25 protein-coding genes and 3 tRNA genes are annotated in these 18,971 nt (G+C 64.2%); 8 read left to right on the top strand and 20 right to left on the bottom strand.

The window, feature by feature from the left end:
* Nucleotides 1-168 precede the first annotated feature (168 nt).
* From DXB98_RS09275 to DXB98_RS09230, 11 genes are all read right to left on the bottom strand, one after another.
* Nucleotides 169-384, bottom strand: coding sequence for a Lar family restriction alleviation protein (locus DXB98_RS09275; RefSeq protein WP_117743903.1), 216 nt, complete (start codon nt 382-384; stop codon nt 169-171).
* Nucleotides 374-622, bottom strand: coding sequence for a hypothetical protein (locus DXB98_RS09270; RefSeq protein ID WP_117743902.1), 249 nt, complete (start codon nt 620-622; stop codon nt 374-376). The genes DXB98_RS09275 and DXB98_RS09270 overlap by 11 nt, the downstream gene beginning before the upstream one ends.
* Before the next feature lie 123 nt (nt 623-745).
* Nucleotides 746-940: a hypothetical protein gene (locus tag DXB98_RS09265; protein ID WP_117743901.1), complete on the bottom strand. Its 195-nt coding sequence runs from the start codon at nt 938-940 to the stop codon at nt 746-748.
* On the bottom strand, nt 937-1,260 hold the full coding sequence (locus DXB98_RS09260; protein ID WP_117743900.1) for a hypothetical protein: 324 nt from the start codon (nt 1,258-1,260) through the stop codon (nt 937-939). The genes DXB98_RS09265 and DXB98_RS09260 overlap by 4 nt, the downstream gene beginning before the upstream one ends.
* A 28-nt stretch (nt 1,261-1,288) precedes the next feature.
* A complete protein-coding gene (locus DXB98_RS09255) occupies nt 1,289-1,645 on the bottom strand; it encodes a hypothetical protein (RefSeq protein WP_117743899.1) in 357 nt (118 codons plus the stop codon).
* Entirely contained in the window at nt 1,642-2,313 is a 672-nt protein-coding gene (locus DXB98_RS09250; protein WP_117743898.1) for a DUF6291 domain-containing protein, read from the bottom strand. The genes DXB98_RS09255 and DXB98_RS09250 overlap by 4 nt, the downstream gene beginning before the upstream one ends.
* Nucleotides 2,306-3,502 carry a site-specific integrase gene (locus tag DXB98_RS09245; protein ID WP_117743897.1) on the bottom strand — a complete coding sequence of 399 codons (1,197 nt, stop codon included), beginning with the start codon at nt 3,500-3,502 and terminating at the stop codon, nt 2,306-2,308. The genes DXB98_RS09250 and DXB98_RS09245 overlap by 8 nt, the downstream gene beginning before the upstream one ends.
* Nucleotides 3,489-3,845, bottom strand: a complete 357-nt coding sequence (locus DXB98_RS09240) for a hypothetical protein (RefSeq protein ID WP_117743896.1) — start codon at nt 3,843-3,845, stop codon at nt 3,489-3,491. Before DXB98_RS09240 ends, DXB98_RS09245 begins: the two co-directional genes overlap by 14 nt.
* A complete protein-coding gene (locus DXB98_RS09235; RefSeq protein ID WP_117743895.1) occupies nt 3,838-5,094 on the bottom strand; it encodes a ParB N-terminal domain-containing protein in 1,257 nt (418 codons plus the stop codon). The genes DXB98_RS09240 and DXB98_RS09235 overlap by 8 nt, the downstream gene beginning before the upstream one ends.
* 15 nt (nt 5,095-5,109) lie before the next feature.
* Complete coding sequence (locus tag DXB98_RS10215; protein WP_158553190.1) at nt 5,110-5,268, bottom strand: hypothetical protein; 159 nt, start codon at nt 5,266-5,268, stop codon at nt 5,110-5,112.
* Nucleotides 5,268-5,498 carry a hypothetical protein gene (locus DXB98_RS09230; RefSeq protein ID WP_117743894.1) on the bottom strand — a complete coding sequence of 77 codons (231 nt, stop codon included), beginning with the start codon at nt 5,496-5,498 and terminating at the stop codon, nt 5,268-5,270. Before DXB98_RS09230 ends, DXB98_RS10215 begins: the two co-directional genes overlap by 1 nt.
* A 320-nt stretch (nt 5,499-5,818) precedes the next feature.
* On the opposite strand from DXB98_RS09230, the gene DXB98_RS09225 reads away from it, so the two are divergent.
* Nucleotides 5,819-6,283, top strand: coding sequence for a hypothetical protein (locus DXB98_RS09225; RefSeq protein ID WP_117743893.1), 465 nt, complete (start codon nt 5,819-5,821; stop codon nt 6,281-6,283).
* 145 nt (nt 6,284-6,428) lie between these two features.
* On the opposite strand, the gene DXB98_RS09220 is transcribed toward DXB98_RS09225, so the two are convergent.
* Nucleotides 6,429-6,656, bottom strand: a complete 228-nt coding sequence (locus tag DXB98_RS09220) for a hypothetical protein (protein ID WP_117743892.1) — start codon at nt 6,654-6,656, stop codon at nt 6,429-6,431.
* Between the two features lie 17 nt (nt 6,657-6,673).
* The gene (locus DXB98_RS09215; protein WP_199407169.1) at nt 6,674-6,901 is read right to left on the bottom strand and encodes a helix-turn-helix transcriptional regulator; all 228 of its coding nucleotides are present in this window, start codon (nt 6,899-6,901) and stop codon (nt 6,674-6,676) included.
* A gap of 220 nt (nt 6,902-7,121) precedes the next feature.
* Between DXB98_RS09215 and DXB98_RS09210 the strand changes: the two genes are divergently transcribed.
* Nucleotides 7,122-7,532: a helix-turn-helix domain-containing protein gene (locus DXB98_RS09210; protein WP_117743891.1), complete on the top strand. Its 411-nt coding sequence runs from the start codon at nt 7,122-7,124 to the stop codon at nt 7,530-7,532.
* Nucleotides 7,533-7,634: 102 nt separating this feature from the next.
* The gene (locus DXB98_RS09205) at nt 7,635-8,468 is read left to right on the top strand and encodes a hypothetical protein (protein WP_147330319.1); all 834 of its coding nucleotides are present in this window, start codon (nt 7,635-7,637) and stop codon (nt 8,466-8,468) included.
* A 64-nt stretch (nt 8,469-8,532) separates the two neighbouring features.
* Here the strand turns inward: DXB98_RS09205 and DXB98_RS09200 are convergent, their stop codons facing one another.
* Nucleotides 8,533-8,823 (bottom strand): hypothetical protein, encoded by a 291-nt coding sequence (locus DXB98_RS09200; RefSeq protein WP_117743889.1) that lies wholly within the window; start codon nt 8,821-8,823, stop codon nt 8,533-8,535.
* A gap of 204 nt (nt 8,824-9,027) precedes the next feature.
* Here DXB98_RS09200 and DXB98_RS09195 point away from each other — a divergent pair, with 204 nt between their 5' ends.
* The 3 genes from DXB98_RS09195 (at nt 9,028) to DXB98_RS09185 (ending at nt 11,040) form a co-directional block, all read left to right on the top strand.
* Nucleotides 9,028-9,207 carry a type II toxin-antitoxin system HicA family toxin gene (locus DXB98_RS09195; RefSeq protein WP_117646357.1) on the top strand — a complete coding sequence of 60 codons (180 nt, stop codon included), beginning with the start codon at nt 9,028-9,030 and terminating at the stop codon, nt 9,205-9,207.
* Nucleotides 9,208-9,244: 37 nt separating this feature from the next.
* A complete protein-coding gene (locus tag DXB98_RS09190; RefSeq protein ID WP_117743888.1) occupies nt 9,245-9,694 on the top strand; it encodes a type II toxin-antitoxin system HicB family antitoxin in 450 nt (149 codons plus the stop codon).
* Between the two features lie 182 nt (nt 9,695-9,876).
* Nucleotides 9,877-11,040 carry a tyrosine-type recombinase/integrase gene (locus tag DXB98_RS09185; RefSeq protein WP_158553189.1) on the top strand — a complete coding sequence of 388 codons (1,164 nt, stop codon included), beginning with the start codon at nt 9,877-9,879 and terminating at the stop codon, nt 11,038-11,040.
* A gap of 159 nt (nt 11,041-11,199) precedes the next feature.
* Here DXB98_RS09185 and DXB98_RS09180 read toward each other — a convergent pair.
* The 3 genes from DXB98_RS09180 to DXB98_RS09170 form a co-directional block, all read right to left on the bottom strand.
* A tRNA-Lys gene (locus DXB98_RS09180) sits at nt 11,200-11,275 on the bottom strand.
* A gap of 42 nt (nt 11,276-11,317) precedes the next feature.
* Nucleotides 11,318-11,393, bottom strand: a tRNA-Lys gene (locus DXB98_RS09175).
* Nucleotides 11,394-11,415: 22 nt separating this feature from the next.
* Nucleotides 11,416-11,492, bottom strand: a tRNA-His gene (locus DXB98_RS09170).
* Between the two features lie 165 nt (nt 11,493-11,657).
* Here DXB98_RS09170 and DXB98_RS09165 point away from each other — a divergent pair.
* Entirely contained in the window at nt 11,658-12,839 is a 1,182-nt protein-coding gene (locus DXB98_RS09165) for a pyridoxal phosphate-dependent aminotransferase (RefSeq protein WP_117743886.1), read from the top strand.
* Between the two features lie 141 nt (nt 12,840-12,980).
* Nucleotides 12,981-13,871 (top strand): ROK family protein, encoded by an 891-nt coding sequence (locus DXB98_RS09160; protein ID WP_117743885.1) that lies wholly within the window; start codon nt 12,981-12,983, stop codon nt 13,869-13,871.
* A gap of 114 nt (nt 13,872-13,985) precedes the next feature.
* Here DXB98_RS09160 and DXB98_RS09155 read toward each other — a convergent pair whose 3' ends face one another.
* From DXB98_RS09155 to rho, 3 genes are all read right to left on the bottom strand, one after another.
* On the bottom strand, nt 13,986-14,435 hold the full coding sequence (locus tag DXB98_RS09155) for a VanZ family protein (protein ID WP_117735610.1): 450 nt from the start codon (nt 14,433-14,435) through the stop codon (nt 13,986-13,988).
* A 7-nt stretch (nt 14,436-14,442) separates the two neighbouring features.
* Nucleotides 14,443-15,843 carry a hypothetical protein gene (locus DXB98_RS09150; protein WP_117743884.1) on the bottom strand — a complete coding sequence of 467 codons (1,401 nt, stop codon included), beginning with the start codon at nt 15,841-15,843 and terminating at the stop codon, nt 14,443-14,445.
* Between the two features lie 313 nt (nt 15,844-16,156).
* Nucleotides 16,157-18,565 carry a transcription termination factor Rho gene (gene rho, locus DXB98_RS09145; protein ID WP_117743912.1) on the bottom strand — a complete coding sequence of 803 codons (2,409 nt, stop codon included), beginning with the start codon at nt 18,563-18,565 and terminating at the stop codon, nt 16,157-16,159.
* Between the last annotated feature and the right edge of the window lie 406 nt (nt 18,566-18,971).

Raw genomic sequence — 18,971 nt, 5'->3', positions numbered from 1 at the left:
GGCCGCGCTGCCGCCCCCGCCCCCTCCGCTCCGTCTCCCCGATCTGCGCCGCCGTCACCCGCGGCGCGTCTGCCCGTCCGTGCGCGAGCGCCCGGCGCGCGGGGCCCGAAACCAAATCGGGCACCGTGCGCCAGGCGGTCGCGCGGAACAGCTCGGCCGCCGAGCGGATCACCGGCTGTTCCAGCTGTTCGCGAGCATGGTCACCGCCTGGCGGAACGGCGGCAGGTCCATGCTCCCCCACGCGACGCTGTTCGACATCCCGCAGGCGGGGCACCTGACGCTCAGCACGTTGGGCTTGGTCAGGGAACGCTCTCGCACATCCTCCACCTCGGGCTCCGCCCCGCACCGGGGGCACGCCTTGAACTCGACATCGTTATAGGTCACAGCTCTCTCCCATCTCCCTGAACTCGGCCTCGTAGCACCTCGGGCAGACGGCGTAGCCGAACCCGAGGTCGTTGTGGATCAGCCGCGAGGTGTAGCTCTCACCGAATGCAAGCCAGCAGCCGCACTCAGCGCATTCGACTGCAGTCGAGAAGTCATCCGCGCACACGCTCGCGCCGTCCGGCACACGCCAGTCCCTATACTCGGCCCGCGCCGGCACCCACCTAATCGCTCGCCTCACTGAACACACCTCCCGTCGTGCGCCATCGTTCGCCCAAAAAGGCCGCAAACGGGCACGACCACTCGCGATAGTTCGGCGTCGGTTTCCCGCACATGTCGCAGGTATACATCTTCGGCTCCCTCTTCACCTCGTGCTCCAATCCTTCTCGATTTCCTTCTCCTCCGCGACCATGATCAGCGCTCGGTTGACGCATCGCCTCGCCTGGCGCATCTCGTCACAGGCGGTCGGGCCCATGCCCGCCCCGATCGACCTCTTGGCGTCCTCGAGCCTGCCGATGGCGAGGTCTATCCAGTCGGCGGGGCCGCACCTGTAGCTCATCGGGACTCACCCCTCACGCCGAAGATGTCGGCCAGGATGTCGCCCGGCGTGGCCATGAACGGCTCGGTGCTCACGGGGTCGTACTGCACCTCGAGGTAGTTCGGGTACCCGATGCTCACGCCCGTGGGCTCGTCCACGGGCAGGCACTGGTAGCCCCAGATCACGCTCACCTCGTGCTCGTCCAGGATGGTCTTGGTGCGCTCGATTCGCATCCGGTAGCCGTCCACCGGCCCCGTGTCGTAGGTGTCGTCGGCCCAGGGAATCCGGTGCCTGTCGAGGGCGTCTCGGTAGGCCCTCATCACCGCTGAGATCTCGGTCAAAACCTCTCTCCTCTCCTTCTCAAAAGAATTAGGCGTTCTTTGCCGCGGGGACTCCCCCGCCGGCCCCGTTTCCGCCATCTAGCGGCGGGAACCCCAACGCCTGCTGGCCCAGCTGCCCCGCCGCCGTTGGCACACCTTTGGCACACCCGCGATTCGGCTTCCCGTCCTTCGGGTCCTCGCCCTTCGCGAGCTTGGCGATCTCCTCGTACAGGTCCTTCTCGCGCTGCCGGCGCGCAATCGCCGCGTCGCGCTTCTGGATCTTGGCCAGCAGCACGGCCTCCCTCCGCGACATGACGTTGGTCATGTAGACCTTCGTCAGGCTGAGCGGGCGGCCGTGTGAGGGGTCGGCCTTCTCGTTCCTGAGCATCTCCATGAGGGTGATCATGACGCCTCCGCTATCTGGCGATCGAGCTCGGCTATGAGCTCGTCATCGGTCTTCACGGGCTGCCACACGGCGGCGCGCTCGACCTCCTGGGAGGTCTGCCCGCCGCGGGCCTTGCGGTCCGCGTCGAAGCCGACCTGCTTGCGGCTCCAGTTGCGGGCGAGCGCCCACACGTCGGTCACGGGCAGGCCGCTCGGCAGCGTCCACCCCTGCGCGGCGTAGTGGTCGAAGAACTGGCGGGCGTCGCCCCGGAGGCAGTTGGCGGCGAAGTACGCCTCCACGTCCTCGGCCGACGGGGGCTCGAAGTCATCGGGTGCTTGGCGGGCCGCGCTATAGCCCGCTAGGGCTATCTCCTTCTCCTTCTCTTTCTGTTGGCTACCCCCTCGCCCGCTGGGTCGGCTACCCCCTTGGACACCCCCTTGGCTACCCCCTTGGGCGGTTGCGATGCCGCCTGCCTTGGCGGCCCTCGCCTGCCCCCCGAGGCTGCCGTTGACCATGGCGTCGATGCGGCCCCTCGCGAAGGTGAACGCCGCCATGGTGGTGGGCTTAAGCTTTGGCTCGATGCCCTCGTAGCCGTAGCGCAGCATCGCCCACGCGAGCGCCATGCCCTCCCTGTCGCCCAGGGCGCGGCAGCCCTCGTAGAAGTCCCTGTTGAAGTTGAAGTTATTCATCCGTCTCACCTCCGTGCGATATCGAATCGGTAAAGGCCGCGGCGGCGGCCTGGTCTCGGCCCGGCATGACCGAGCCGTAGGTGCCGAGCGTCGTCTTGACGTCGGCATGCCCCAGGCGCTCCTGCACCGTGCGCATGTCGAAGCCGTGCATGAGCAGCCAGGTGGCATGGGTGTGCCTCAGGGAGTGGAAGACCGTCTCCTCGGGCAGCCCCAGGTCCCTCGCGAGCGACTTGAAGCGGCTCGTCACGGTGGACGGGCGCGCGAGGGCGCCGGCGGGCCCGAAGGTCACCACCAGCGCCGCCGGGCCCCTGCGCGCGAGCCACGTGTCCTGCCACTCCAGGTGGCGCTGCAGCTGGGCCTCCACCGCCGGCGCGAGCGACACGTTGCGCACGCGCCTGCCCTTGGTGTAGGCCTGCCGGTGCAGCTCGGGCTTCTCGACCGCCTGCCCCGCCACGTGGAGGTCGTGCAGCGCCCGGCGCCAGTCGCGCCGCTGCAGCCCGCAGACCTCCCCGCAGCGAAGCCCCGTGTTGAGGGCGAGGTAGGCCGCCATGGCCTCGGTGCGCCGAGAGATGTTGGCGCCCGAGGCCGAGCGCGAGGACATGGCGGACACCAGCGCGCGGGACAGCTCGTCGGTATCGCACTCGGACAGCGCGAACGGCTCGACGGGCTCGGGCGACGGCGCGGGGACGTCGAGCATGATGTCCCGCCCCAGCGCCGGGCGCCACGAGCGGTAGGCGCCCTTCAGCAGCGCGTGCATCTTGAGCAGCGTCTTGGGCTTCACGCCCTTCCCCGTCCTGGGGGCGAGCAGCATGCGGTACGCCGCCGACACGTCCCAGGGCTCGAGTTGGTCGTAGGGAAGCCGCCCGATGGTCGGCTCCACCATCGTCCTGACCACGCTGCGGTACGTGGCCACGGAGTTGTCGGACAGGCCGTTGACGGGGTCGGAGATGTACGTCTCGAGCATCGAGGACAGGCGCTTCGAGCTGTCCTGTGCGGAGGAAGGGTCGAACGTGGCCGCCCACCTGTCGCACTCGGCCTGGGCCTGCTCGCGCGTCAGCTCCGCGTCCCACGACCTGTACGGCCTGATCCGCCTTCCGGTCACGCGGTCGGTGCCCATGTAGGGGCGGGCGAACCAGCGGCCGTCCGCCCCGCGCTGCACGACCGCCCGGCGGTCGCTAGATGTCGGCATCGACGCCCAGCTCCGCCGCCATGTCGCGGATCTCCCTGCGCGCATCCAGGTCGATGGTCTGGATGCTGCCGGCGTGCCCATGGGGATTGGCGCCGAGGGCGGCGATGAGCACGAGCTTGCGCGCGTTCCTGTCCGGGACGCCCGCCTGGCTGAAGGCCGCGCAGAGCGCGTCGGCGCACTCGCAGGCGAGCGCGAACAGGTCGCTGATGTCGGTCGGGCCCACGAAGCATGAGTCGCCGGAGCCGTCCCCGTTGGCGGTCGTGACCGTCGCGCAGCGGCACTCGAAAGTGCGGACCTCGCCGCACGCCTCGACCGTCACCCTGGCCTTCTTCTCGCTACTCATCCTTCTCCTCCTCCTTGGCGCTCGCCTGCACCCTCTCCATGAGCCACACGTCCTCCTCGCCGGGCTCGAAGCCCGCGGAGCAGAAGATGTCATAGTGGTCGAGCCACGCCTCCGCGTCGTCGCCGCCCCAGCGGTTGTCGAGCTGGGCCATGTCCTTGGCCGCCGCCATGAGCCAGCAGCCGGCCTCGTACTCGCTGGGCCTGCAGGCCTTGAGGTTGCGGGCGAACTCGTCTCGCACGAGCCCGAAACGCCCCTCGTTCTCGGGGTGGCTGTCGCCGCCCATCGCCATGAGCAGCGCGGGCGGGTCCTCGCGGCCCACGCGCACCTCCACCATGAGGTCCTTGGACATGGCGAAGGCGCCGGACGACACGAAGCCGATCAGGCTCCTGTACAGTTCCTCGAGCGCGGCCTCCTCGCGCTCGGCCTCCTGCTCGGCCCGGATCTCCTCCTCGGTCTTCTCGGGCGCGGCGCCCGAGCCGTCATCCGGCTCGTAGAGATCCCAGTAGCTGCCCTTCCACACGGCGACGGCTCCGGCGGCGAACTCCTTCCCCTCGAGCTTCTTAGCGGCGAGGCCGACGTTGACCCAGTCCGTGTAGTTGAACCCCTCGGGCTTTTCCTTCACGACCGGGATGCCCGCGTCGCCGAATGCGTCGTAGTCCTCGGCCTTGGCCTCCTCGCGCTCGACGCGGCGGCGGATGCTGTCGGCCTTGCCCGCCCAGCCATCGCCGGCCGCCAACACGGCCTCGATGTCCTTCTCGTCGTCGAAGGCGCTCGCGGCCTCGAGCTGCTCCAGCGTCACCTGCACGCCGGCATCGATGCGACCGCGCAGCCTGCGCGCCGCGCGGATCTGCCCGGCGGTGGCGCGGCTCGCGCGCTCGATGCGCTGCTCGTCGACGCCAAGCACGAGCATCTGCTGCACGCCGCGTGCGCGCTCGGCCTCGGTCAGCTGGCGCTTGTCGTCGGTGGCGAGCATGGCCACGAGCTCGTTGGCCTCGTCCATGCTCTCCGCCACCAGCGCGGAGACCTCGCGGTCCTCCCCGTAAATCGAGGACAGCGCGCGGTAGCGGCGCTCGCCGTCCACGATGCGGAACACGTTGCCGTCCGCCACGACCACGGGCGGGTTCAGCGGCTCGCCGCCGGTCGCCTCGATGCTGCGGGCCAGGGCGCCGATGTCGCCGAAGTCCTCGCGCGGGTTCTGCCCGCTCGGGCGGATGTCGCCCAGGCGAACCTGCCTCTTCTCAAACTGCATGCCATATCCTCCTGACTAGTAGTACATCCCGCTCGGGGCGGTCCCCTCGATGGCGCCGGCTATGGCCAGCAGCGCGAGCATCGCGACGGCGCACACCACGCTGCGCACGCGCTCGGGAAGCGAGTTCCACCACTCGCCGAGCCTGCAGCCGGCATCCCAGACCAGATCGACCATCACGCCACCCGCCTCGGACGGCGAGCGGGCACGCAGTCGGGCGAGGGCAGCGCCGGCACCGCCCCGCGCGCCCTGATGGCGGCGTCGATGTCCTCGCTGCTCACCACCTCGCGCGAGCTGTTCGGGTTGAGCGACGGGTAGCGCGGTATCACGCCCTGCATGACCATCGCGCGGAACGTGACGTTGTCGCAGCAGGCGTAACGCGCGCCCTTGGCTATAGACATCCACATGGCCTTCTCCTTTCATTCGTTGAGCCAATCCCTTGCCGGAGGGCCGCACCGATAGATGCGGCCGGAGGGCGCTCCCCCGCCAAAGGGAGCGGTGCCGCCGCCCCGCCAAGTCGGCGGCGGACACCTTATGGACCGGATGTAGGGAGTCCGGCCCCGTCGCGCCACGGGCCCCGCGGAATGGGGGCGGTACGGAACCCGTGGCGCGGCGGGGGCTGACTCCGCCGTCAGCGGCGCATGAGGCCGAGCCCGACCCCGAACAGGAACGCGAAGGAAAGTGCGAGAATGAAACCCATGGAAACCTCCTTGGAAGGGAATCGAAGATGAACAAGACGCTCAAAGCCGCGAAGGAGAACATCGACCTGCTGGTCACCATCGCGGGCGCGGTCGGGTTCGGCTCGGTCGCCGCGATGGCCGAGGACGCCCGCCAGATGCTCGCCGAGCACCCGGCCTCGTGCCTCCTCCTGACCGGCGCCGCCGCGATGCTCGGGTACGCGACCGCGCGCATCGTCAGCGCGAGGAGCGCCTGGGCAAAGCGCCGGAGGATGGACGAACGCCTCTCCGCCGTATTCCTCGGCATGTCGAGGAGGCGGAAGGAGCTGGTGTCCCGTGCGCTCGACGAGGGCTCCGTCAGCCTCTCCCCGCTCGATGCCGACGCCCTCGCGCTGTGCGAGCTCGGCATCTTCGGCACGCCGCCGGTCGGCTCGATGCTCACCGCGACCGACTTCTCCATCAGGCCCGCGGTGATCAGGGCGATCGCCGGGCACCGCTCCGAATGGCTCGCCTAGCGCGCCCATAGCGACCCTGCCACCCACGCCGCGATGAACGGCAGCGCGGCCGAGAAGCACACCCGCGCGAGGCCGTAGGCCCCCTGCGCGGTGCACATCCAGCCGGCGGCGTCCATGACGGCGGCCGAGGCCAGCAGTGCCCGCCTCACTGCCCCGCCCCGTGGACGGCGTCCGGAATCGATGCGCTGCCCCCACTGCGGGACGGGCTACCGCACGCGATGACCTCGTAGGCGAGCTCGACCTCGGCGATCCCCTCGAGGATCTCGGCGGCCGCCTGCAGGTGCTCCGAAGCCTCCCTCGCCTTCTCCGCGAGTTCCATGGCCTCGGGGCACCTGCCCTCCAAGACGAGCTCGCCCACCTTCTTGCCTTCCATCTCTTCCTCCATCCGGTCTACGCAGCCTCGTCCGTGTTTCGCCCGCCCAAGCGGTCAAGGGAAACGTCAAAAAAATCTGCAAGGCGCCAAGCAATTTCAAAAGTCGGTGCCGTGCGACCGTTCTCGTAGTTGTAGATGCTCGTGGCATCCACCCCAACAGCGTCGGCGACCTCCTGTTGGGTAACGCGCTTGCGAGCACGAAGCTCACGAAGGCATGCGGACATCTCTTCTTTGCTAAACGCCATTGACAACTCCTTTCATCTTCGGGAATGAGAGGGACTGAGGTTGAGCGCTGTCAACCTCAGCCGTAACATCTTCTATATAGAAGATGTTTTTTGGCTCTCTGCCTAATTACTGCCTTCAATATTACGGCTCTCTGCCTAGTTGTCAACAAAGATTTCAGTATTTGATTGAAATATTTGGCACTTTGCCTTAATTTCTTAGGTAGCAACGGGAGGAGGCCCAATGACAGAAGACACTCTTAGGAAGCAAATCGGCAAGAACATACAGTTGCTCAGAAAGTCTGCTGGCTTCAAAAGCGCCGCGGCGTTTGCGAAACATGCCGGATTTGAGGCAAGCCGTTACACGGAATACGAGCAAGGACGCCGCAGCATGGCATTTGATGCAGCCTGGAGAATTGCTGATGCTCTCAACTGCTCGCTAGACACCTTAGGGGGCAGGGAATGGTCCCCGATGGAGTCCCAGCAAAATCAGACGCATGAAGAGGGCGAGCTGATCACCTGCTACCGACGGAGCACCGAGAAGAGGCGCTCGAAGATCCTGGAGACGGCACGCGACCAGGCCGAGCTGTCCCAAAATCAGGCTACGGCGCCTGAAGGCGAAGGGCTGGAAGCGGATCAAGTAAGATCCGCGTAGCAAGGTCAGGAGGTACCCATGGGCCTTTTCAGCTCATTAGTTAAAGCGATTTTTACGAGCAATGGAGCGTCGACAAGTGCGCGCACTCCTTCCACGGAAGGCATGTCCGACTCTGCCGCCATGTCCGCACGAAATGGCAGGCACCCCGCCGCGCGCGTCATAGACATCGACGGCGATACTGAGAAAGTCATTTACACGTACCTCGGCGCCGTGTTTAAAGGGGTCAAAAAAGGAGCGGTGTTTTACGTGGCCCCGCTCGGATTTGACACGGTTATCCACAGCAAGTCGACCGGGACAACCACTGATAGCGGCGCATTTGGGGACACGCCTCTTGCCTATAAAGGTCGCACATTTGGGCTCACGCCTTCATGCCTAGGCTTTCTCAAGGGAATGGTCGCAGCCGGATTTAAGGTCCAGGTCAAAGTTAAGAAGATCGGAATGTACTCCGCGGGGATTCCCGAACTTGTCACCATGACCGCGGACCCGCAACTCCTGAAGCAGTGGTGGGAAAGACAAAAAATAACAACCGAGCCCGTCCCCTTCTCAGAAGAGAACGAACTACATATAAAAGAGGAACGATACAGGGCGAGGATTTCAGAAATCAGGCAAAACCGAACCGGAATCGAGCTCCATGAGACCTCAAGCGAAGTATGGATAGACGTTACGGAACGCAACTGGATCGCCGGAGCACCGCCAATAGGAGATCTCCGCTTTACACCGAACTTCGAGATAATCCCGACACCAAAGGGTTCATCCGCAAAGCCCCATATTAGGATCTTGGCGGGAAAGGAGCCACTCGTAGAGATAAACGCGAGCAGCCATAAGGTATACAAGCAGCTTACCGAATACAAAGAAAGGCAGTGCCGCGCCTGCTATATGTATGACTACTTCCAAGACAGCAGCAACGCAACGAAGCTATACCTCGTGTTTGACTAGACGAGAAAGATGAGAGACCGGCAGCAGGCATCCTCTCCGTCGGAGGGAAGGCCACGGGCTTCATCTAGACGCCCATGTACCCGATGAGGACCCATTGACCGGTCTGCGGGCACCTCACGGCACGCACGTCGTACTCGGATGCCAGGAAGTACGCGCACGGCCTGAGCGTCGCGAACGGGACGGGGCCCGCAGCGTCGTCCTTCACTCCCAGGGCGACGACCCTCACAGTGTCTCCGCGCTCCTGCGACACGAGCTCGTACCCAAGGCTCAGCGGAATGCCCGTGAGCCCGTCGTAGATCATAGTGTCGCAGGAATCGTCCTCGTACGTATATGCGCCGACGCTGTAGCGACCCATGGGTACCTCCGGGAGCGTAGATGGTGTTCATCACGATTATGACCCGCGGCGCGGCAGGGTTTTTAGGATTTTCCGAAAAAACCTCCAACGGCGCAGGCTCAGAAAACCCCGCCGCTGATTAAATATAATCCTTAATCGCGCTAATCTTTTATATACTTTATTACTTAGCTGTGCTAATATTTAATTGTCGAAAGGAGTTAGGCGGTGACTAAGAAGAGGGACCTCGAGCGGGAGCTGACCGAAGCGGGCTACGTAAAGCTCAGCGGCACCGGCGCCAAGCACGACAAGTTCCGCCGCGGGGACGTGACGGTGACAGTGCCCAGGCACCGGGAGATAAAGGAGACGACCGCGAGGGGAATCAGGAAGGAAGCGGGGCTGCTCTAGCCCCGCCCTCCCCTTCACCGCAGGAAAGGAGACCACCATGATCGTCATGCAGGAGTTCGAGGTCTACCCCGACCCCGAGGGCGGCTACGCCGTGGAGCCGTGCGGGCTCGCCGGGGCCACCGAGGGCGATACCTACGAGGAGGCCGTGGAGATGGCCGTCGACTGGCTGCGCGTCCACGCCCTGGCGGCACTGGAGCGCGGGGCGGAGTTCGAGGGCGGCGGGCTCGGCCATGCGCCCTCCCACGGCGGCACGGTCGTCACCGTCGCGACCAGCGTCGAGCTGTCCGACATCCCGGCCGTGACCGCAGCCGAGGCCGCCGAGATGCTCGGCGTGAGCACCGCGCGCGTGGCGCAGCTCTGCCGCGACGGGAGCCTGAGCAGCTGGAGGGTCGGCAACACCCGCATGGTGTCGCGCGACTCCATCGAGTACCGCATCGCGGCCAAGCCCGGGGCGGGCCGTCCGTGCAAGGCCACGGCGGAGGCGTAGCCCCAGCAGTGCGGGCTCGGCATCTAAACAAAAAGCCCCGTGCGGCAATCTTGGCGGATCCGCACGGGGCGTGCCCTCCGGCAAAAAGGGAAAGGCAGGACCATTATATGGCAACCAACGACAGTTCCAGGTCAAAACTCGGCTCGAAGCGCGAGGTGGCGCCCGGCAAGTGGGTGATCCGCGTGCAGGCGGGCTTCCGCGCGGACGGGCACGTGCGGCGCGTGTCGCGCACCGTGTACGGCACCGAGACCGAGGCCGACATCGCCATCGCCCAGCTCGCGCAGGAGCTCGGCGTGTCCCAGGCGGCGCACGCGGGCGTGACGCTCGACATGTACTACTGGGGAGTTTTCCGCGACTCCCCCAGCAACCGCGGCAAGCCGCGCTCAAAGGCGAGTCTGCGCGAGTACGACGGCCAGATGGAAAACTACATCTCCCCCGTGCTGGGGAGCATCGACATCTCCGAGATAACCCACGACATGATGCGAGGCTGCATCGAGCGCTCGGGCGCGCCTGCCAAGACCAAGACGACGCTGCGCGCCGTCATGCGCCGCGCCTTCGACGACGGATGGGTGACGGTGGAGCCCTTCCGCCGGCGCGTCATCGCGCCCAAGGCCAAGCAGGCGCCCGTGGAGCCGTGGAGCATCCCCGAGGCCGCCGAGGCGCTGCGCAGGCTCGCCGCCAGCGACGACCGCGCGGACCTGGTCATGAACGCCTACCTCATCCTGGGCCTGAGCGGACTGCGCAAGGAGGAGGCGCTGGCCGTGCGCCCGTGCGACCTCAAGGTCACCACGACCTACGACTTCGCCACAGGCCAGCCGACGGTCTCGGAGTACATCGAGGTCTGCCGCGCGTACACGGACGAGGACGGCGTGAAGGAGACCAAGAACACCCATTCCGTGCGCACCGTACCGGTTTTATTGGCAGGCCGCGAGCGCCTGCACCAGATCATGGACGAGTTGCGCCCGTCCATAACCGTCGAGGGCGGCACTTCGGTTACGGAGCAGGTGCGCGAGTGGAGCGGGCAGCGCATCGTCAACATGCGCGGCGACAACCTCGTGCGCGCCTGGCGGCGCATGTGCGCACGCCATGACCTGCGGTATATCCCTCCCAAGGCCCTGCGCCACACGTCCGAGACCATCATGGCGGCGACCGAGGTCGACCCCCTGAGCATCATGGACCTGCACGGCCATACGGACCTGGGGACAGATTACCGCCATTACATCAAACCGGGCCTCGCGGAGCGCGAGAAGGCCGCCAGGCAGGTCGGCCGCGCCCTGCAGATCGTCGAGGGCGGCGGCGCGGACGGCGGTTTTAATGGCACCGGTCGGGACGCCGAGACGCTCTAAAATGCATTTTCTAGGTCCGCTACCTGTAAAATGCATAAAACGCCCCCTGCCGCGCATAAACGGCAGGGGGCGTAAAACGCGAACGGTAACGGACGGTTATGATTCGGCTTCTCTGTAAACAAAAAAGGTCAGCGCCGAGGCGCTGACCTGTGCATTCTTTGGTGGGCCGTCAGGGGGTCGAACCCTGGACCTTGGGATTAAGAGTCCCCTGCTCTACCAACTGAGCTAACGACCCAAAGATAAGTCCGTTGTGGCGGACTTTAGAGGAGATATCGTGTGGTGGGCCGTCAGGGGGTCGAACCCTGGACCTTGGGATTAAGAGTCCCCTGCTCTACCAACTGAGCTAACGACCCGATATCAACACGAAGCAAGAACTGGGGTGGGTAAAGGGACTCGAACCCTCGACCTACGGGACCACAACCCGTCGCTCTAGCCAACTGAGCTACACCCACCGTGTCCTGTGCGCTTCGCGCTCGACTATTATTGCAAGGAACGCCACGCGATGCAAGCCCCAATTTTCAAGAATTTTGAAAAGAGTATTTCGAGACCATTTCAAGCAAATCCCACCGGTTTCATAGGAGTAAACTTGCCCCACCCTGAAGTTCGAAAGGACCGGCATGAAAGAACTCTCCAACCGCACGGCAACGTTTACCGATTCCGTCATCCGCCGCATGACGCGCATCTCCAATAAGTACGGCGCCGTCAATCTCTCGCAGGGCTTCCCCGACTTTGATCCCCCGGCGCAGCTGCTCGATAGCCTTAGCACCATCGCCACCGACCCCAAGCCGCTCTCCCACCAGTACTCCATCACCTGGGGCTCTCAGGCCATGCGCGAGGCGCTTGCCGCCAAGCAGGAGCACTTTATGGGCATGCCGATCAACCCCAACGAGAATATCGTGGTCACCTGCGGCTCCACCGAGGCCATGATGGCCACCATGATGACGGTCACGAACCCCAGCGACAAGGTCGTAATCTTCTCGCCGTTCTACGAGAACTACAGCGCTGACACCATTCTCTCGGGGGCTGAGCCCATCTATGTGCCGCTCAACCCGCCCACCTTTGACTTCGACCGTGAGGTCCTCGAGGCGGCCTTCCGCGACAACGATCCCAAAGCAATCGTCCTGTGCAACCCGTCCAACCCCTGCGGCAAGGTCTTTACCCGCGAGGAGCTCACCTTTATCGCCGAACTCTGCAAAAAGTACGACGCCTACTGCATCACCGACGAAGTCTACGAGCACATCGTCTACGCGCCCCACGAGCACGTGTACATGGCCACGCTGCCCGGCATGTTTGAGCGCACCATCAGCTGCAGCTCACTGTCTAAGACGTACTCCATCACCGGCTGGCGTCTGGGCTACACCATTGCCCCAGCCCAGATCACCGAGCGCATCAAGAAGGTCCACGACTTCCTCACCGTGGGTGCCGCCGCTCCCCTGCAGGAAGCCGTCGTCACCGCCCTCAACTTCGACGACAGCTATTACGATGAGGTCCTTGACCTCTATACCGCCAAGCGCGACCTGTTCTGCCAGGGACTCGACAGCATCGGTCTTGAGCATAACGTGCCGCAGGGCGCCTACTACGTGATGATGGATATCTCGGAGTTTGGCTATGACAGCGACCTCGACTTCTGCGAGGACCTCGCGTCTAAGGTGGGTGTGGGCGCTGTTCCCGGATCGAGCTTCTTCCGCGAGCCCGTCAACCATCTAATTCGCCTCCACTTTGCCAAGCGCGACGAAACGCTTATCGCCGCACTCGAAAACCTCAAGTCCCTGCGTGATAAAATCGAGCCACGCGGGTAAGGACGGACGGGCGGCTACAGTAACCAAAGAAGCGCCACACCGCCTGCCGCGTTGCGAAGCTTCTTTTTATAGCGCTTTCTTAAATGGTTTAGAGCGTTATACTTTAGAGAAGGAGCAACTCGTCCCAGAAAGAGGAACATTATGGCAGAGCAGCAGCTTATCGGAGCGCTCGAGGCCGGTGGCACCAAGATGGTCTGCGCCACGGGCTATGCGGACGGTACGGTCCTAGAGCGCGAGCGGATCGCGACCACGACTCCACAGGAGACCGTCGAGGCCGTCAACGCGTGGTTTGCGAACAAGGGCATCGCCGCGTTGGGCATCGGCGCGTTTGGCCCCACCGCGGTCAACCCCGCTTCGCCGCAGTACGGCAAGATCCTAGAGACCCCAAAGACGGCATGGCGCTACTTTGACCTGCTGGGCAGCATCCAAAACGAGCTCAATATCCCCTGCGGCTACGATACCGACGTCAACGTCGCCTGCCTGGGCGAGGTCACTTTTGGTTGCGCTCAGGGCTTCACCGATGTGGTCTACCTGACCATCGGCACCGGCGTGGGCGCCGGTGTGCTCTCGGGCGGCCAGCTTGTGCACGGCATGATGCACCCCGAGGCCGGTCACATCCTGGTCACGCGCGACCCGCGCGACACCATTGGCGAGCACAGCGCCTGCCCCTTCCATGACAGCTGCCTCGAGGGCCTCATCGCCGGCCCCGGTGTTAAAAAGCGCTGGAATGGCAAGAGCGCCGGAGAGATGGCCGATGACCCGGAGGCCATGGACCTGCTCGCCGGCTATCTGGCGCAGGCACTCATGACCTACATCCTGTGCTATGCGCCGCAGAAGATCGTCATCGGTGGCGGCGTGGCCGACCACACCCCCATCGTGCCGCTCGCGCGCAAGAAGTGCGCCGAGATGCTCAACGGCTACATCGTCACGCCCGAGATGGCCGACATCGATAACTACATCGTCAACAACAGCCTCGAGGGCAAGCAGGGCATTATGGGCTGCCTGGCCCTGGGCGCACAGGCGCTTCAGTAGCAGACGCACCCACGGGGCGTGGCACGCCCGGCAAATCCGACCTACGGAACAACGCCACCACGCCTCATATAAACCCCCAAATAAAAAAGGCCACCTAGGACCAAACAATACGTCCTAGGCGGCCTTTTTGGCGCACATCAGCGACCGTAAGAGATATCGGAGCACAACGCCCGTTGCCGCTCCACAGCAGTCGATCATCACATCGGTGATCATGCCGGCGCGTCCCGGCACAAAGAGTTGAATCGTCTCGTCGATCGAGGGAATCAGCAGCAGGAACACCGCCGTGGGCAGCAGCACGTCAAAGGTGCGCCGGCCCTCAAAATCAAACGCATGCGTTGCCAGGATGCCGAGCACCATATACTCGGTAAAATGCGCGCACTTGCGAACAACAAAGTTGGTCACCCATGCATATGGAAGTCCCACGCCGTGCAGGAAACCGCGGATAGCTTCCATGACCGTCAGGCTCAGCGAGCCCGACCCCGAGCCGGGAACCAGCGAATTGCCCCAGATCAAGAGTGCCATCAGGCAGGTCACGACCGCCCATTTTCGATTGATCTTAACCATGCAGAAGTTATGCCTCCGCGCGGAGCGGCGCGAAGCTGGCGGTACCGCCCTCGATAACGCTCAGATAGGCACGGCCCGTACGCTTGGCAGTAGAGGACTGCAGGCGCTCGATCTCTTCTTCTAGGATCTGATTGACGCGCTCGTGACGACGATTTTCCATAATGCCGGCGGCAATAGCCTCGGCCCGCTCGATGCTCTCGCGCGAGATACGGGCGGTATCCTCGGGGAACACAGCGCTGTGACGGCCGACATAGGCGGGGGCAGCAAGCTGAGGGGCAGCGACGGGAGCGGGGGCCGCAACAGGAGCAGGCTCGTCGATCTCATCCAGAATCGCGGTGGCGGCGGCCCACATGTCCTCGTGGCCCGAGTAGTCGGCCATGGGGACATCAACCTCGAGCGAGGCGTCCGGAAGGTCGCCGGTGTCAATGCGATCTTGGGCATCAATCGATGCGGTGATGACTGCAGGCTCATCGAGGTCATCGAGATCGATGCCCGCAGCACCGGAGATGATAGGCATGCTGGCGAGGTTTGCGTTGTACGGCGCAGCCTCAGCCGCCTGCTGCTGGGCAGGAGCGCCCCAAAGCGAGCTTTCGGCGGCACGGCGGGCGGCAACGGCCTCCTCATCCGCGGTCATGGCTTCATCAACGTACGAATTATCGGCAGAAGCGTTCACGTCCGCCGAGGTGGCGCTGCAGGCGTTATTGGCTGCGGCGTTGGCAACGAGTGCCACGAAAGCCGCCGTGCTGCCCGCAGGGGCGGCCTGGGAGCCAGACACGGCACGTGCCGCGGCGGCGATGTCATCGCGATTGAAGGAGCCAGTCTGCCCGCCATTGGTGAGCTCGTCGATGGCGACTTGATAGACGTCGCGCGAGCGTGCAGGGTCGCAGCTCACCGGCGAATCGTCGTCGAGTATACTGTCGATCATGGACCAAGCCTCCGCCTCGTCCATAGCATCTGCGGCTCGAGCGATGGTAGGGACACCATTATCGGCATGACGGCGCTGGAACGCACCGGTCAGGCCGGAAAGGAATGCCGAGGTAGACTGCTCCGACTGAGCCTGAGAAGCAGAAGCGGCAGCATAAGGAGTCGCATCCTGCTGCTGAGCTGGAATCGAGGCGGTCTTGAACTCGCTTTGATGCTGATTGAGATTGGCGGCACCGCCCATGGCATCGGGCTGGAACAGACGCTCTTCACGCTGCGCACGGTACTCGGAGATACCCAGCGAGGCGGCATAGATACCCACGCCCGCCACCGCGCCCACGGCAAAGGGAACCGCACCCGCCACGACCGTCTCGTTCACCGACGAAAACGGCAGCGTCGCGGCATACATAACCACGGGAGCGGCAAGGCCGATCCCGCACGAAAGTCCGGCAAGGACTGCTCGTTGTGTTGCATCAGAAGAAGCCATGAGCTCTCCCCATCTTCCAGCACCCAAATCGCATCATTCAGTTGGCTGCGCGAGAGAAGATGAAGCGGGGCTATGCCCCAAAGCAACGGTATATGGTTCGTTTCATCTGCGTTTTCCGTCGCGAAGCTTAAAAGCTATTATGCGAAACCGCCCTGTCGATTGCAAGCGACAATGTCGGATTGAAACGGGAAACCTGCTGCTTGCCTGTCTTATGGTCAAAAATAAGCGCGGAGCGGCGATATGGAAAAGGGCCGAGGCTCAAAGCCCCGACCCTTTATCGCATTGATGACTATCGCTGCGCGTGGATGACAACCTAGAACGTCTGCTCGTAGTCACTGTGCTTTTTGGCCGAACGCACCAGGAACTCCTGGTTGGTGTTGGTGCCCTTAAGACCCTTGATGAACGACGCGGCTGCGCGTTCGGTGTTGTTCATGCCGGCAAGAATGCGACGCAGGCCAAAGACAAACGGACGCATCTGCTCGTCGACCAACAGGTCCTCGTTACGCGTACCGGAGGCAACGGGATCGATAGCCGGGAAGATGCGGCGGTCGGCCAGGTCGCGGTCGAGCTTAAGCTCCATGTTGCCGGTGCCCTTGAACTCCTCAAAGATGACCTCGTCCATCTTGGAACCGGTGTCGATGAGGGCGGAGGCCAGGATGGTGAGCGAGCCACCGTTCTCGATATTACGGGCTGCGCCCAGGAAGCGCTTGGGCGGATACAGTGCCGCCGAATCGACGCCGCCCGAAAGGATGCGGCCTGAGGCGGGCGCCGCCAAGTTGTAGGCGCGGGCAAGACGCGTGATGGAGTCGAGCACCACCACAACATCGCCGCCCAGCTCAACAATGCGCTTGGCACGCTCGATGACGAGCTCGGCCACGCGGGTGTGGTTGTCGGCGGGCATATCGAAGGTCGACGCCACAACCTCGCCCTTGATAGAACGCTGCATATCGGTGACCTCTTCGGGGCGCTCGTCGACGAGCAGGCAGATGAGGTGCACCTCGGGGTTGTTAATCGAGATAGACTGGCAGATCTTCTTGAGGATCGTGGTCTTGCCGGCCTTGGGCGGCGACACGATCAGGCCACGCTGACCCTTGCCGATCGGCGACACGATGTCGATGGCGCGACCGGTAATGGAGTCCTTGCCGTGCTCCATGCGCAGCGGCTCGTTGGGATAGACCGGGGTGAGGTCGCCGAACTTGGGACGGTTGCGAATCTGCTCGGGGTCCAGACCGTTGACAGTCGTGATCTTGGCGAGGCCGGCGCGTTTGTCGCCGCCGCGCGAAGGACGCAGCGAGCCCTCGATGACATCGCCCGTGCGCAGACGCGCGGAGCGGATGAGGTAGGCAGGCACGAAGGCGTCGTCGTTGGACTTCATGTAGCCATGGGCGTGGATGATGCCGGAGCTGTCCGGGCGAATCTGCAGAATGCCCTTGATGTCGCGGAAGCCTTCGGCCTTCGCAGCGGTGGTGTAGATTTCCTCGACGAGCTCGGCCTTCTTCTTGCCGGTCGTCTCGATCTCGAACTCCTTGGCCTTTTCGCGCAGCTCGGCGACCTTCATGGCCGCGAGTTCCTCGCGCGAAAGCGTGGGCTCGGTGGGAGCGGCATTACGCTCCTTGTTGCGCTGCTTGCGATCTCGCTGGCGGTTGCGGCGGTCGTTGTTGCGGTCATCCTTGCGCTCGTTGCGCTCGTCGTTGCGCTTGTGCTGGCGACGGTTGGGGCGAGCGCTGTCTTCGCCCTCGGCGGGCGCGGCGCCATCGGTTGCGGCGGCGTCAACATTGGCCGCGGCGGCGTCATTGGCCTCGGCGCCGGTATCGACCTGCGCTTCGACATCAGCCTGCTGCTCGGCGGCCTTGGCCCTAGCGGACTTCTTACGGCCGCGCTTGGGTTTCTCGGACGCAGGCTGTTCGACGTCCTGAGGCTCGGCGACATCAGTCGATGCATCGGCGGTCGTCTCGGCGGAATCCTCGGACGCGCCCTTCTTAGCGGCTTTAGCCTTGGACGTGCGCTTAGCAGCGGTGCGACGGCTGCGACCGGGACGGACGTCGGCGGGCTCGGCATCGGCGGGAGCGGCCTCGGAAGTCGTAGCATCCTGGACGGGCGCGTCGGCAGCGGTTGCAGACTCGGCGGTCGCCGCAGCATCCCGAGCGGCGGCGGCTGCGGCTGCGGCCTTCTCGGCCTCGACGAAGGCCTTGGGCTTGCGACCGCGACGGTGCGGGCGCAAAGCCGGATCGACAACGGGAACTTCGCCGGCCTCGACAGGCGCAGCAGGCGATGTGCCCTCCCCTGCCGCGGAACGGACCGAAGCCTCAGTGAGCTCGGGGGTTACCTGTTCGGCAACCTGCTCGGCCTTAGCAGCCGTGCGACGGCGTGTGCGCGGTGCCGGCTTCTCGGTCGGCTGGTCGGAGGCAGGGGTCTCGGTGGCGGCAGGTGTCTCGGGCACAGACGGAGCTGCAAGCTCGGTCAGAGCCGCGGCCTCGCGCTCGGCAGCACGACGGCGGGCACGCACCACCTGAGCCTCGCTAATCTGCGCCAACGCACGTGCTTGCGCGACCTCATCGGAAATCGGCGCCGAGGAGTCTGTTGCAACGGTGCGCTTGACGCGCGTCGTGCGCGTGGTACGGCGCTTGGGCTTGGTGACCTCCTCGCCGTCAGCGGCAGGCTTGGCCGTGCGGCGCGTGCGCTTGGTCTTTGCCGGAGCAGCCTCCTCACCAGTTGCAGGCATGGCCTTCTCAGCCGCTGCAGGCGTAGGCGTAGAAGCAGCCTTAGGCGTCTCAGGAGCCGAGGCTTGCGCGGGCGCCGCGACCTGGCCCGACGCAACCGGTGCAGCGGGAGCGGCCTGCGTCGTCGTTATTTCGTTTTCTTGCTGTTGATCAGACACAGTGTTTGCTCAACTTTCTTTTCAAGCCCTGTGATCACATGCTCCCTGCATAAACCTTCAGGGCGGCTAAACAGTCTAGTTCCGTTCAAAACGACGGACATCATTGATCTGTATCGAGATGATTGCGTCAACTACGCAGCGTTAGTGTAACACAACCGCCGCCACCTGCAACTTAGTCATTGGGGACGTTCTTAAACGACTAGTCAAAAGCCTTGATTATCAACTTTATCCGAACACCTCCCACATTCAT

The organism is Collinsella sp. OM07-12, from assembly GCF_003438275.1.
Classification (GTDB): domain Bacteria; phylum Actinomycetota; class Coriobacteriia; order Coriobacteriales; family Coriobacteriaceae; genus Collinsella.
This window is presented reverse-complemented; position numbering and strand designations above follow the sequence as displayed.